Source organism: Methylophilus sp. (assembly GCF_035460085.1).
Classification (GTDB): domain Bacteria; phylum Pseudomonadota; class Gammaproteobacteria; order Burkholderiales; family Methylophilaceae; genus Methylophilus.
On record NZ_DATHWZ010000010.1, the window covers coordinates 19,224 to 33,479 of the forward strand.

Genomic DNA, 14,256 nt, shown 5'->3' on the forward strand with positions numbered 1-14,256 from the left:
TTATGATCACAAAGCACTATTTCTGACGGTTATCGAGACTGAACCCGGTTTGTGGATAAAGACTAAGCAACCACATGCCGCCGGCAATCCCCATGTAGGCAAAAAATGCATCCAGCGATGCCTGGCTAAGCACCACAGCCATGAATGCAGCCAAAACAGCCAGTACACGTGCCGACAATTTTGTTTTGTAACCAACTAACAAAGACAGACCAAACACAAGCTGGATAAGGATCAGCAACGGCGCAAAAAGGGCAGGCAATCCCAATTGACCTAGCATGAATTGATATTGCAAATAGCCATCAGGGGCAGAGGTGATAGCGATCAACTTCAAAATCACAATCCCGAAAAACACCAGCGCCAGTAAAATTCTGGCCGCGGCAGTTTGAAAACGACACATAACTTTCCTCAAATCCTGTTTTTATAAAGCGCCTATAATGCCTGTGGCTTATCACAATTGCAAACTTTCATCGGGAGCGGAAATTTGTCGATACAACGCACTCAATTAATCATTCATCGATTTGATACACAACATGCCTTATGGCCCGAATGCCGCCTGATCCGTAAGCGTGTGTTTATTGAAGAACAGCACGTGTCGGTCGCGTTGGAATGGGATGCGTCAGACGGTGCAGCGATGCATTTTTTAGCAATGGTCGGGGGGCAATCAGTCGCCTGTGCCAGAGTATTGGACGATGGGCATATCGGACGAATGGCAGTCTTGCCCGAATGGAGAGGGCAAGGTATAGGTGAAGCATTGCTATTACAGGCTATCCAGGAATGCCAGCATTTAGAAGTGAGCTATGCCCGTCTGTCAGCGCAAACACATGCGATTGAATTTTATGAGCGCGCAGGCTTTGAAGTGTGCAGTGCCCCTTATCTGGATGCCGATATCATGCATGTCGATATGCAGCTTGAACTGGTATAATTGTGGTTTAAGTTTTCTCTCACTTCCAGACATAAAAGGAATTCTCATGTCAAAGATTGTATTAAAAGCTGGTGAAGCTACCGTATTTTCTGAAGGTAAAGACGTAACTGCGGCGATGCCGGAAATCGTCATTGGTGCTGTTGATGGCCCGGTGGGTACTGCATTTGCCAACATGATGGCGCAAACCAAAGGCCATACAGCCATGTTTGCCGTGCGTGACATCAACCAGATGGTGCGCCCTGCAACCATGATGGTGCCTAAAGTCACTTTGAAAGATTCATTGAATATTGAGTTGTTCGGTGGCGTGGTGCAAGCCGGTGTGGCTGATGGCATCACTGATGCGGTCATTGAAGGTATCATCCCTAAAGAGCTGGTGAATGACCTGTGCATCGTCGCTTTATTGTGGATCGATCCGGGCTGTGCCAAAGAGGCCAATCTGGACAAAGCGGACCTGTACAAAAACAACTATGAAGCAATCAAACTGGCATTGAAACGTGCGTTGAACGACGAGCCAAGCATTGATGAGATCATCGCTAACCGTCACAAAATCAAACACTGCATGTGGGAAGATAGCTGGGATCAAAAGTAAGCCGGGATACCAAGTAAACTGGAGGCAACGTAATCCGGTTTTACCCTGCCAAGCCCCGCATCTGCGGGGTTTTTGTTATAGAAGGTGAGTATGAGATTTTTGTTTAAACGCTATTTGGCCGTGGTCTACGAATCGCTTTCGATGGTGGCGCTGGCACTCATGCTCACCGCGATTTATTACATGCTGTTTGGCGATGCCAGCCACGGCGGCAAGAGATTGGGATTGCAATTGCTGCTATGGGGAGGCATGGGCACTTACTTTGTCCGCTGCTGGACAGTGACCGGCCAAACATTAGCCAGCCAGGCCTGGAAGCTGAAAGTGGTTAATCAGCAAGGACAGTTGTTAACGTGGCAGCCAGCCGTGCTGCGTTATATCGTTGCCAGCATATTGCTTTTACCTGTGGGATTAACTTTATGGTGGGCGATCATTGATCGCGACCAGCAGTTTCTGCATGACCGCTTGCTAGGCTCGCGTGTTGTCAGGCTATCACTGTGAGCCAGCTAACGCTTTTCAACATAATGCAGCATGCCCAGGCCCGCAAATAGAAATAGTAGCGTTGGGCCTATCGCACTAAATAATGGTGACCAGTCATTGAGTACGCCAAGGTGCACGAATACACGGTTCATGATTTGATACACCACGCCAAGCAGGATACCGGAAAATATCTTTGCACTGATGCCGCCAGCACGTTGCTGCAAAAAACCAAATGGCAAGGCCAGCACGACCATGACCAGGCAGGCTAACGGATAGATCAACTTGGACCACAATGCGACCTGGTAGCGGGTACTTTTTTGGCCATTGCGGTGCAAGTGCTGGATAAAGCTGTACAGGTTCCAGGCCGACATTTTCTCCGGCAACACCAGCAAGACATTGAGCAGTTCAGGCCTGATCAACGATTCCCATTGCGCCTGTTTCACGAATTTCGAGGTGACAGAGTTATTTTGCACTGCACGCTCATTATTAAAGAGGGTCTGGGTGACGTTCAGTAACTTCCAGTGGTCGTCGGCAAAATGACCCTTTTCAGCATGGCTGATGCTACGCAGATGGAACTGGGGGTCGAAGTCATAGATATCAATATTCACCAGGCTGCTATCCGGCAGTACCGTATTCACATTCACAAAGCTACTGCCGTCTTTGATCCATAGTCCGGATTGAAAGTCTTGCGCAATCACTGAATCGGTGGCCTGGATACGAATGCGCTGTGCCATTTTTTCACTTAATGGCGCGATAATTTCACCAATCATAAAGGTGACTAAGGCAAATACCAGGCCTATGCTGAGCAAGATTTTGGCGATGACCTGTAATGAAATGCCACTGGTACGCATGACGATCAGTTCTGAATTACCCGCCATTGCCCCCAGTGTATAGACGATCCCAAGCAGCACGGCTACTGGTGCCACTTCATAGATATGCCCTGGGATACTCAGGCCGACGAAGGTGAGCATGCTATTGATGCCGTAATGGCCTTTGCCCAGGCTGTCCAGTTCCTGCAGCAAATCAAAGAATGAAAACATGGCGAGCAGGCCAAACAGCACCAGCATAATGTTAAAGCTGATTTCTCGCCAAAAGTATCGGTTGAGGATAGGCAGGCTCATGGTTACGCAGCCTTCACGCGACGCTTGAACAGGTCTGGGATCAATGGCTTAAGGTGTTTGCGGCGGTGGTATAGATACCAGCCCAGCAATACAAAACAAAGATGTACAGGCCATAAACCAACCCATGCCGAGATTCTGCCTTGCGTGATCCAGGCCTGGAAAATACTCAACACGTTGTTGTAAATAATAAATATCAGGATAGCGAACATGATATTCAGCGAGCGACCCGCCCTGGGATCTACAAAGCTCAACGGTATCGCCAGTAACACCATGACAATGGTGGAGATGGGGATCGCGAATCGCCAGTGCAGTTCTGCCTGGTCGGATAGCGAAGCATCGCTCATCAGGCCCAGCGTGGTCTTGGCTTGCGCGGTGCCAGCCTCGGGCGCGGTTTCCTTGGTTTCGATCCGGATATCGTAACGTTCAAATTCGGTGGTCGAGACGTCCAGTGTGTTGGGGATCACTTCATAGCGCCTCCCCTGATGCAAGACCAGGAAATTATCACCGTTTTTGGCTTTGTACCGGCTACCGCGATTGGCAGTGATGATGCCGGTCTTGCCATGCTGGCGTGACTGGACAAAGATGTTTTTGACTTCATAGCCAAGCTTGTCGAAACTCTCGATGAAATAAATGCGCTCGCCATTGCTTGATTCTTTGAAAGCTCCGGGGCTGATAGAGGAGAGCTCATCGCGTTTTTTCAGTTGTTCTCGATAGCCATCGGCTTTCTCGGTTGCCCAAGGCATCACAAACAGGCTAAGCAAGCTGATAATCAGCACGATAGGAGAAATAAAACGCAGGATAGGCACTACCCACTGGCGCAGGCTGAGTCCGGCATTCATCCAGATCACCATTTCTGAATCACGGTGCCAGCGCGTTAACGTCAGTAACACAGCGAGGAAAATAGCCAGAGACAGCATCATAGGCATCAGTTTCACCAGGCTGAAGGTGAGGATGGTGCCGATGGCGTCGTTTGGCAGAATACCCTTGGAAACCTGGCGCACGATATTACCGGCGCGCTGTGCGACCACGATACCCAGAATAATCAGGAAAATGGCAGAAGATGAGGACATCAACTCTGCGGACAATGCACGTTTGAATATTTTCAATTTAAATGCACCGCTTTGAAATCAGCATAAAACACTAGATAATACAATCATCGCTCAAGTCACAGGCACTCGAACATTAAAGGATAAAGATGGAATTTAGCATAAAAAGCACTGGCCCGGAAAAATTGCGTACCGATTGTTTGCTGGTCGGCGTTTATGAAGGCCGTAAGCTGACAGATCTGGGCAAGTCTTTGGACGAAGCGAGCGACAAAGCCATCACGTCTGCGCTGAAATCCGGTGATATCGAAGGTAAGTCTGGCAGTACTTTATTACTACGCCAATTATCGGGTATGGCTGCGAGCAGGGTGCTGCTGGTGGGCTTGGGTAAATCTGAAGAGTTCAGCCTGAGAACTTTGCGGAATGCTTTCCGCGCTTCCATTAAGAGCTTGCCAGCGGGTGTTGAAAGCCTGGCGACAGATTTTGCCAGTTTAACGATCAAGAAATCAGATACCCAGTCAAAAGCGGCTGCACTGGCTGAAATCGCCTTGGAGTCCATCTACCAGGTAAATGCGGTCAAAGAAAAGAAAGCTGAGCCGAAGGCGCTCAAGCAGATTACTTTACTGGTGGGTAAATCCGATATTGACGTCGCCGAAACCGGTATCAAACAGGGTCAGAGCGTGGGCAATGGTGTGGCGCTGGCTAAGGATCTTGGTAACCTGCCGCCGAATATTTGTACGCCGACTTACCTCGGCAAGCAAGCTGAAAAATTGGCTAAAGACTATGGTTTCAAAGTAGAAGTGCTGGAAGAAGCCGAAATTGAAAAACTCAAAATGGGCTCATTCCTCGGCGTTACACGCGGCAGTGACGAGCCACCTCGGTTTATTGTGCTGCAACATTTAAAAGGCAAAAAAACACAAAAACCGGTCGTGTTGGTGGGCAAAGGCATCACTTTCGACACCGGCGGCATTTCGCTCAAACCCGGTGCCGATATGGATGAAATGAAGTACGACATGTGCGGCGCAGCCAGTGTGCTCGGTGTGTTTAAAGCGATTGGTGAACTCGATCTGCCATTAAATGTGGTTGGCTTGATTCCGACCTGTGAAAATATGCCTAGTGGTCGCGCGACCAAACCGGGCGATGTGCTGACCAGCATGTCTGGCCTGACGATTGAAGTGTTGAACACTGATGCGGAAGGGCGTCTGATTCTGTGTGATGCGCTTACTTATGCCGAGCGATTTGAGCCTTCTGCCGTGATTGATATTGCCACATTGACCGGCGCGTGCGTGATCGCATTGGGCCATCATCCTAGCGGTTTGTTCGCCAATAATGATGCGCTTGCCAGAAAGCTGCTTGATGCGGGTGAAAAGGCGCAAGACCGTGCCTGGCAGATGCCGTTATGGGACGAGTACCAGGGCCAGCTGGATAGCAATTTTGCCGATATGGGTAATATCGGTGGCCGTGCCGGCGGCAGCATCACTGCCGCTTGTTTCCTGTCTCGTTTCGCCAAGAAATATGACTGGGCACATCTGGATATTGCGGGTACCGCCTGGAAATCCGGCAAGGAAAAAGGCGCGACCGGCCGTCCGGTGCCATTGCTGGTGACCTACTTGTTGCAGCAGGCTACTGAAAAAGCCTGATAGGCTCAAAGATAGAAACGCTATGACGCGGGTGCGCTTTTATACCGATATTCCTGATAGGGCCAGTTTGATTCTGCACCTGGTCGAGCAGGCTTTCGCGCGTCAGCGGCAGGTGACTATTTACCTGGAGTCACCTGAAGCAGCCGAACAGTTAAGTCATAGCTTGTGGCAGCAATCGGTATTTATCCCCAATGTATTGGCAGATGCGCCGCAGGCGAGCTTAACGCCGGTGTTGCTGGCCTGGTTGCCGGAACATATCCGTCAGGATGACATGTTGTTCAACTGCCAGACGGAGCTGCCAAAATTTTTCAGTCGTTTCCGGCATTTGTTCGAGCTGATCGGATCGGCCGAAGACGACAAAACAGCCGGTCGCCAGCGCTACGCGTTTTATCGCGACCGCGGTTACGAAATTCAGCATATGAAAATGCAGACGCAGTAAGCGCCTGTGCTAGGGAGGTCGTGTGGATAACTCAGAAATTCCGGTATTAACCAAGGTGGTACAAAAAACCACCCCGTTAGCGTTGGACATGGAGGAGCTGGTTGCCCATGTTAAACAGGCGTTGCTGCCAGAAATTACCAATGCGGTGACTAATCAGCTCGGACAACGCGCTTTTGAGCGAACCGTGGTCGAACAGCAAGCATTAGCCGAATATGCTGAATCCATTCAGCAAGGGCTATCAAAGCAGGTGCAAGCGCAGGTGGGGGAAAGCATCCAATCCATCGAACAGGCTTTCCGCGAAGCCATGGGCAATGTCGGCAAGCAACACCTGCAATCAGTGGAAGCTGAGGTTGCCAGGTTAACAGACGTGCAGCAACAGTTGCTGGCGACTACCGAGCAAACGATTCGTGAAGTGGCAGAAAACGCTGGCAAGCAGAAACTCGAAGAGAAACTGGCGCAACTGATTGAAGACCAGCAAGCGCAAATTGCGACCAAGGTGCTGCAGATGCAGGAGCAGCTTGAAAAGACCATGGCGGATCATATCCACCAGTTGCAGGAAAGCAGCAAGGAAACGCTGACAACCGGTCAGGAAGCGATGGAAGCCAGGCTGGTGGAAGAATACAAGCAGACCCTGCAAGCTGCTTTTGCCGAATTCACCGAGCAGCAAACCGCGGAGTTCAAACAAAAATTCAATACCGAATTGTCTTCGGTTGAAACAGAGTTGCAAGACAAAGTGCAAGGTATGGTCAACGCGCAAATGCAGGTGATCGAGGCTGAACTGAATAAACGCCTGAAAGCCAGTATTCTGGAAGTATTACAGGGCATCAAATTCGTGATGCCCAGTGTTTAAAATTTTTTTAACCGACAGGTTAAAGCAGGAAATCTTTAGGCATCCGCAAGCGTCAACACAACCGGTGTGTGATCGCTGGGACGCTCAAGTTTGCGCGGCAGTTTGTCTATCAGGCAGCTTTGGCATAAAGGTTTCAAAGCCTCACTGACCAGGATATGGTCGATCCGCAATCCCATATTACGGCGGAATGCCGCCATGCGGTAATCCCACCAGCTGTAATGCCCGGCTTCATCGGTGAATAAGCGGAAACTATCGGATAAGCCCAGTGCCAGCAGGTTTTGGTAGGCCTCACGTTCTTGCGGGCTGACCAGTACCTGTCCTTCCCAGGCGACCGGGTCGTGGCAGTCGCGGTCATCCGGCGCGATATTGTAATCCCCCAGCACAGCCAGTTTTTCATGCTGCTTTAACTCATCCGTTACCCAATGATGTAGTGCGTTCAGCCAGTTGAGTTTGTATTGAAACTTGTCTGAATCCAATGCCTGGCCATTCACAACATACGCGCAAATGATCCTGACACCTTGTATGGTCGTTGCAATAATGCGCTTTTGTTCATCGGCAAAATTTGGTAGGTCAACGTGCACCTCGGTCATCGCATGCGGGCTGATGATTGCCACGCCATTGTAGGTTCTTTGCCCGTTGTGGATGGCGTTGAATCCAGCTTCTTTCAAAGCGGCATAGGGGAATTTGCTGTCTTCCTGTTTGGTTTCCTGCAGGCAAAGCGCATCCGGTTGATTAGCGACCAGCCAGTCAAGCACATGCGGCAGGCGTACTGTCAGCGAGTTAACATTCCAGGTGGCCAGTTTCAACAGTGTTCTCCATAAGGTTTTATCAATGGCACATTCATATACCAATGCCTACGGCATTTTACACGACTCCTTGTCATTTTCTGGTGAAGCAAGCGGCATCGCCACTGTCTTCAAGCCTTATCAGTGATTATGTGATTTGCCATATCAGACAAATGGCGTATTTTTTTCTGAGCAGCTTCCCGTTACAGTAATGTCTCAATCATCTGGAGAATAGGCATGAACAACGGGACGAGCAAGCAAGCGCGGTTTTCACCAGGCGAATGGTGGCTGGTGCTGGCAATTGTGCTGGTGGCCATTGGCTTACGCCCCGGTATTGTTTCCATGGGGCCAGCCTTGCCAGCCATCATTGACGCATTCCGTTTAAGCCATGCCATGGCCTCAATGATGACGGCGATACCCGATGTCTTAATGGGGGCACTGGCATTGCCTACGCCTTGGCTAGTACGCAAATTCGGTGTCAATAAAGTACTGATGGTCGCTTTGGGCCTGTTGAGTATCTCAATATTCATACGTGCTTTTGCGGGCAATAGCAGCTTGTTAATAGGTGCTACGGTGGGTGTCGGCGCAGGCATCGCGGTGGCAGGGGCTATGTTCGCAGGTATCGTGAAAGCCAGTTTCGCCTCCCGTGCCGCTTTGATCATGGGCATATATGCGACAGCACTTTCACTCGGCAGTACCTTGTCTGCCGGGCTGACCGGCTGGTTGTTGCAATCCACCGGCTGGCGGGTGGCCATTGGCATATGGGCTGTGTTAGGAGTGATTGCCATGATTGCCTGGTGGTGTGTGATACGCAAGTCAGTTGTTACACATCCCACTGCTGTCAGCGCCAAGCAAGCAACCGGCACGCGATTGCCATTCCGCACCCCTGTTGCCTGGATGATTGCATTGTTCTTTGCCTGTGTGAATTTCCTGTTTTATTCTATCCTCACCTGGACAGCAGCGATGTATCAGGAAGCTGGCATGCCTGCCGGTGAAGCGGGTGCTGTGCTGGCCAGTTTCACCTTTTGTTTCATGTTGGCGAGCCCTATAACAGGTATGTTTAGCCGAAATCTAGACCGGCGTAGCTGGTTAGCAGGTTGCAGCCTCGTTTCCACCATAGGTATAGTCGGCATGGCAACGCCTGGCGCATGGCCCTGGTTATGGGTGCCGATCACTGCATTTGGGTTAGGTGGTGCGTTTACATTGGCCATGACATTGCCGCTGGACCATACCCACACACCCGATGCGGCAAATCGCTGGAATGCTTTTGTGCTGACAGTAGGCTATTTAATTGCTGCCTGCGGACCATTTATCATGGGCTTGATGCACGATAGAAGTGGTGATTTCGTTGGGGGCTATCAATTACTTGTGGTCGTTTCTGTACTCATGCTGGCATTATCGGCTATGCTAAAACCGCCACGCTACTAAGCTGTTCACTCATCTAAATGGCTGCAGCAAGAAGGCTTCTGCAGCCACTCTAACGGTGCGATGTGATCAAATGCATCGAATCCGCCATAAATCGCTGTCTGTTTGCCCAATGTGATTGCCGCGACTTGAGGTATAAATCAGGCTGGACTTAATGACCGGCAAAATGCCCAACCACATTGCAGTGATATCGTTTTTCTAAATCCGCATGGAACGCAATTCAACCCTCTATTTATTCAGATGGCTAGTGGCTATTGTCGCGCTCGCTCATTGCGCTGCCTCGATCGCATCTGAAGACATTACACTGCAACTCAAATGGCGGCACCAGTTCCAGTTCGCTGGCTATTATGCTGCGCAGCAGCAAGGCTACTACCGTGACGAAGGCTTGAACGTCAAGATCATTGAAGGTAGCAAAGACCGCCCACCATTACAACAGGTGTTATCCGGGCAAGCCGACTACAGCATCGGCGACGCAGAGGTGTTGGTGGCGCGTATTTCCGGTAAACCGCTGGTGGCATTGGCTGCCATCTTCCAACACTCTCCCGGTGTTTTACTTAGCTTGCAGAATAGCAATATTCAACACCCTAAAGACCTGGTTGGTAAGCGCATCATGATGTCTACTGATGACCAGGGTGTGTTCCAATTCAAGGCCATGTTGCTAAAGCAGCACCTGGACATCAGGCAGATGACCCTGGTCCCCCACACCTGGCGGCTGCAGGATCTGATCGAAGGTAAAGTGGACGTGATCTCGGCCTATGCCATGGATGAGCCTGAACAATTAAAGCAAATGGGTTATTCGCCTGCGATCATCACCAATCAATCGTATGGCGTTGATTTTTATGGCGATGTGCTGTTTACCAGTGAACGCGAGTTGAACACCCATCCAGAGCGCGTGGATGCTTTCTTGCGCGCGACTAAAAAGGGCTGGTTATATGCATTGAGCCACCAGGAAGAAATGTCCAGGAATATCGCAGGGATGCCCGGCGTTCTCAAACGGGGTATCAATGAACAAACCCTGCTGCGCGAAGCCAACATGATGCTGCCATATGTCCTTACAGAAGTAGTGCCCTGGGGCCATATGAATGAAGAGCGCTGGTATGCCATTGCGCAAACATTGGCAGATTATGGATTGGTGCCTCCCTATATCGACCTTAAAGGATTTGTGTACCAGGGAGATATGCGGGTCAAGCGCCCTTACATAGTATGGCTGGCGCGTGGCGTCTCCATCCTGTTGCTGATACTGGGCGTCACTTTTCTGTGGAACCTGCAAATCCGGCGGCAGGTGGTCAACCGGACCCAGGCATTACAGAATGAAATACATCGGCGAAGCCAGGCAGAGTATTTGCTTAAAGTGGCAGGTAGTGTAGCCAAAATCGGCGGCTGGATGGTCGATATCAAGAGCGGTACTTTGCATTGGTCTGACGAAGTCGCTGCTTTGCATGAAATGCCCGCAGGCTACTCGCCTACCGTAGAAGAGGGTGTGAGCATGTTCGTGCCTGAGTATCAGCCATTAATGCAAAGTGCCTTAAAGAAATGTATTGAACAAGGTATTTCTTACGACCTTGAACTGGAAAAAATAACGGCGACAGGCCGACGCTTCTGGGTGCGCGCCATGGGTCAGCCGGTGCGGGATGCTGCAGGCCATATTGTGAAACTGCAAGGCTCGTTACAGGACATTACCGACCAGAAGCAACTGGAAGCCATCAAACAAGGGCAAAACAGAATTCAGGCCATGATGCTGGCTGATGTGTCCTTGCCCGAAATCCTCAATACAGCTGCGCAATTGATAGAGCTGCAATTTCCGGGGGCCAGTTGCGCCATTTTATTATTGAATAAGGAGGGGCGTTTGCGTCATGCCGCCTTATCAAAGCTTCCCTTGCCATATACCGAGGCGATGGATGGCATATCGCTGCCAGCCAGCCAGGTCGCCACGCTTACCCAAAGCCGTGTCATCGCCAAAGATATAGACGGTTATCCGTTTGGCGATGAGAACCAGTCCCTGGCGCAGGCTTTCGGCTTGCAAGCCTGCTGGAGCGCACCGATATTGTCGCGTAGCTGGCACGCGTTAGGTGTGCTGGCAGTTTATCGCAGGCATCCGCATACACCCGCTGAAGCAGAAATCGATTTTGTCGAAAGCTATGCGCAAATTCTCGGCCTGGCGATTGAGCGCGAGCAGTCCGACGAGCAGCTCAACCTGTTACGTAGCGGTATCTCCAGGCTGAATGATATTGTCATGATCACTGAGGCGCCGGTACAGTCGCCCATGCAGCAAAAAATCGTGTTCCTTAACGAGGCATTCACCAGAATTACCGGATCCTCACTTGCGCATTTGAGCGGCAGTTCTCCTTTTGATATTTTTAACGCAGCCACGCCCAAGCGTGAACTTGAAAACATCAAGCAGGCTTTCCAGCAGATGTCACCGATCACGGCTGAAGTCGTGACCACCAATCCTGAAGGCGAAAGCGTTTCGCTCGAGATGGATGCCTTGCCCTTGCATGACAGGGGCGGGCGGCATACCCATTGGGTACTCGTATTACGTGATATCACCGAGCGTAAACATGCAGATGCGCAAATCCGCCAACTGGCCTATTACGACACCATGACCGGTTTGCCTAATCGCTTACTTCTACAGGAAAAACTGTCCGCACATTTGCGCAAGTCACTGCGGAAAAAGACCGGCGGCGCGCTGCTGTTTATTGATATTGATAACTTTAAAACGCTGAATGACACGCATGGACACGATATCGGCGATGCCTTGCTGGTAGAAGTGGCCAAACGCATCAAAGGCTCTGTACGTCGCCTGGATACCGTTAGCCGTTTGGGTGGTGATGAGTTTGTGGTCGTACTGGATGGCTTGCATCGTGAACCACAACAGGCGGAGAAACAGGCAAAAATCGTCTGTGAAAAAATTGTCGCGGCATTTGAGCAACCCTTTAATTTAAATCATTACCAGCACTACACTTCGCCTAGTATCGGGGTGGCCCTGTTTGATTGTGACCAGCCCAGTCAGTCAGAAGAGTTATTGCGGCGGGCTGATATGGCCATGTACAAAGCCAAAGAAGCCGGAAGGAATGGCTATCAGTTCTTTGACACCCTGATGGAAACCGAATTATTACAGCGCGTTGCACTGGAAGCCGATTTACACATTGCGATTGTGGAGAAACAATTCCTGCTGCATTTCCAGCCGCAATACAACCAAGAGCACGAGATTGTCGGGGCGGAGGCGCTAATCAGATGGCAACATCCTGAACGCGGCCTGATCATGCCAAACCAGTTCGTCACCATGGCTGAAAGCTCCGGCCAAATCGTCGAGATCGGGCACTGGGTATTACAAAAAGCCTGCGACATATTACTGGAGTGGTCTATCCATCCACAGTTGCGGTCATTGGTGCTGTCGGTGAATGTCAGCCCGAAACAGTATTTACAGCCAGACTTTGTGCAGCAAGTGCAGCGTATGGTGGCCGAGACCGGTATTCAACCCGGCAGGCTCAAACTTGAATTGACGGAAAGCATGCTGGTGGATAATGTTGAAGACATTATTGCCAAAATGACAGCATTGCGTGAAGTCGGGGTCTGTTTCTCCCTGGATGATTTTGGCACCGGTTATTCCTCGTTGTCTTACCTGAAACGCTTACCATTCGACCAATTGAAAATTGATCAGTCATTCGTACGTGACATGCTCAACGACAACGATAACGAAAGTATCGTTAATGCGATTATTTCCCTTGGACACAGTTTGCAACTGGAAGTATTGGCCGAAGGCGTGGAAACAGAAGCACAGCTAAGCGTGTTGAAAAACCTTGGTTGCCAGATGTTCCAGGGCTATTATTTCACCCGGCCGCTAGCGATGGAGTTGTTCAAGCAGTGGGTGATTCATAATGCGGGCAATGCTTCCCAGGATATTACAGAAGCCGAGATGCTTTAAATTGCGATCACTGTTTTGAAAAACGGGATTTTTTCCAGGTGTAGGTTCCGCAAGTAATCAAATAAAGGATCGCCGAAAAGATATTGACCACTGGCACCATACTCCTGAAGGCCAGGAAAAAAGCCTTACCCAATGCGTGTTTCAAGGTATCAAATTCACAGTTGCGGAATTCAATCAAAGATCCGATTGCTGAGATAAATAACGGTACTAAATAAAAAGCAGAAAGTATTTTGAAGTCCATCATTTTGATTCTACTCTGGTTACAAAAAATCTATTATTAATCCATAGCCACTGGCTTACTCTTCATATTCCGATGAGTCGGCAGTTATTCAATAGCGTTAACAAAAAAGCCTCTAGAAGTAATTAGAGGCTTTTAAGTTTGAGTTACTTAGCGTTTACGCGGCGAAGTTCTTAGCTGCGAATTCCCAATTGACCAGGTTGGTCAGGAAAGTTTCAACGAATTTAGGACGCGCATTGCGATGGTCAATGTAGTAAGCATGCTCCCACACATCAATGGTCAACAGTGCGGTGTCGCCTGTAGTTAATGGTGTGCCAGCAGCACCCATGTTCACGATATCCACCGAACCATCGGCTTTTTTCACTAACCAGGTCCAACCGGAACCAAAGTTACCTACGGCAGAAGTCTGGAATGCTTTTTTAAACTCTTCATAAGAACCCCATTTTGCTTTGATGGCATCTGCCAGCGCGCCGGCTGGTTCGCCGCCACCGTTCGGGGACAGGCAGTTCCAGAAAAAAGTGTGGTTCCAGATTTGTGCAGAGTTGTTGTAAATGCCGCCGGAAGATTTCTTGATGATTTCTTCCAGGCTCAGGTTTTCAAACTCGGTGCCTTTGATCAGGTTGTTCAGATTAGTCACGTAGGCTTGGTGATGCTTGCCATAGTGATATTCAAATGTTTCTTCAGACATATGTGGTGCCAATGCATCTTTGGCAAATGGTAATGGCGGTAAGGTATGTTCCATGGTGATTCCTTTTTATGGTGTTGAAATTGAAGCAGTATTGAAAAGCATTGTTGAAAGGTTGGT

Annotated in this window: 13 protein-coding genes; 8 read left to right on the plus strand and 5 right to left on the minus strand. The window is 49.8% G+C overall.

All coding sequences use genetic code 11. The features are described from left to right. Nucleotides 1-16: 16 nt before the first annotated feature. Entirely contained in the window at nucleotides 17-397 is a 381-nt protein-coding gene (locus VK958_RS01135) for a DoxX family membrane protein (RefSeq protein WP_325238418.1), read from the minus strand. An 84-nt stretch (nucleotides 398-481) separates the two neighbouring features. On the opposite strand from VK958_RS01135, the gene VK958_RS01140 reads away from it, so the two are divergent. From VK958_RS01140 to VK958_RS01150, 3 genes are all read left to right on the plus strand, one after another. Next, nucleotides 482-922, plus strand: a complete 441-nt coding sequence (locus tag VK958_RS01140; protein ID WP_325238419.1) for a GNAT family N-acetyltransferase — start codon at nucleotides 482-484, stop codon at nucleotides 920-922. Nucleotides 923-968: 46 nt separating this feature from the next. Next, the gene (fae, locus tag VK958_RS01145) at nucleotides 969-1,511 is read left to right on the plus strand and encodes a formaldehyde-activating enzyme (protein ID WP_055830150.1); all 543 of its coding nucleotides are present in this window, start codon (nucleotides 969-971) and stop codon (nucleotides 1,509-1,511) included. Nucleotides 1,512-1,601: 90 nt separating this feature from the next. Beyond that, the gene (locus VK958_RS01150; protein ID WP_325238420.1) at nucleotides 1,602-2,006 is read left to right on the plus strand and encodes an RDD family protein; all 405 of its coding nucleotides are present in this window, start codon (nucleotides 1,602-1,604) and stop codon (nucleotides 2,004-2,006) included. Nucleotides 2,007-2,011: 5 nt separating this feature from the next. On the opposite strand, the gene lptG is transcribed toward VK958_RS01150, so the two are convergent. Both lptG and lptF read right to left on the minus strand, forming a co-directional pair. Further along, complete coding sequence (lptG, locus tag VK958_RS01155) at nucleotides 2,012-3,106, minus strand: LPS export ABC transporter permease LptG (protein ID WP_325238421.1); 1,095 nt, start codon at nucleotides 3,104-3,106, stop codon at nucleotides 2,012-2,014. A gap of 2 nt (nucleotides 3,107-3,108) precedes the next feature. Continuing rightward, nucleotides 3,109-4,212, minus strand: a complete 1,104-nt coding sequence (gene lptF, locus VK958_RS01160; protein WP_325238422.1) for an LPS export ABC transporter permease LptF — start codon at nucleotides 4,210-4,212, stop codon at nucleotides 3,109-3,111. 89 nt (nucleotides 4,213-4,301) lie between these two features. On the opposite strand from lptF, the gene VK958_RS01165 reads away from it, so the two are divergent. Genes VK958_RS01165 through VK958_RS01175 form a run of 3 tightly spaced genes read left to right on the plus strand, consistent with a single transcriptional unit; the run spans nucleotide 4,302 to nucleotide 7,078 of the window. Further along, nucleotides 4,302-5,789 (plus strand): leucyl aminopeptidase, encoded by a 1,488-nt coding sequence (locus tag VK958_RS01165; protein ID WP_325238423.1) that lies wholly within the window; start codon nucleotides 4,302-4,304, stop codon nucleotides 5,787-5,789. 22 nt (nucleotides 5,790-5,811) lie between these two features. Continuing rightward, on the plus strand, nucleotides 5,812-6,228 hold the full coding sequence (locus VK958_RS01170) for a DNA polymerase III subunit chi (RefSeq protein ID WP_325238424.1): 417 nt from the start codon (nucleotides 5,812-5,814) through the stop codon (nucleotides 6,226-6,228). 22 nt (nucleotides 6,229-6,250) lie between these two features. Beyond that, complete coding sequence (locus VK958_RS01175; protein ID WP_325238425.1) at nucleotides 6,251-7,078, plus strand: hypothetical protein; 828 nt, start codon at nucleotides 6,251-6,253, stop codon at nucleotides 7,076-7,078. A gap of 35 nt (nucleotides 7,079-7,113) precedes the next feature. On the opposite strand, the gene xth is transcribed toward VK958_RS01175, so the two are convergent. Continuing rightward, nucleotides 7,114-7,884 (minus strand): exodeoxyribonuclease III, encoded by a 771-nt coding sequence (gene xth, locus VK958_RS01180; protein ID WP_325238426.1) that lies wholly within the window; start codon nucleotides 7,882-7,884, stop codon nucleotides 7,114-7,116. A 216-nt stretch (nucleotides 7,885-8,100) separates the two neighbouring features. Between xth and VK958_RS01185 the strand changes: the two genes are divergently transcribed. Both VK958_RS01185 and VK958_RS01190 read left to right on the plus strand, forming a co-directional pair. Continuing rightward, nucleotides 8,101-9,291 (plus strand): MFS transporter, encoded by a 1,191-nt coding sequence (locus tag VK958_RS01185; RefSeq protein ID WP_325238427.1) that lies wholly within the window; start codon nucleotides 8,101-8,103, stop codon nucleotides 9,289-9,291. 205 nt (nucleotides 9,292-9,496) lie between these two features. Continuing rightward, the gene (locus VK958_RS01190; RefSeq protein ID WP_325238428.1) at nucleotides 9,497-13,213 is read left to right on the plus strand and encodes an EAL domain-containing protein; all 3,717 of its coding nucleotides are present in this window, start codon (nucleotides 9,497-9,499) and stop codon (nucleotides 13,211-13,213) included. A 395-nt stretch (nucleotides 13,214-13,608) separates the two neighbouring features. Here VK958_RS01190 and VK958_RS01195 read toward each other — a convergent pair whose 3' ends face one another. Further along, nucleotides 13,609-14,193, minus strand: coding sequence for a superoxide dismutase (locus VK958_RS01195; RefSeq protein ID WP_325238429.1), 585 nt, complete (start codon nucleotides 14,191-14,193; stop codon nucleotides 13,609-13,611). Between the last annotated feature and the right edge of the window lie 63 nt (nucleotides 14,194-14,256).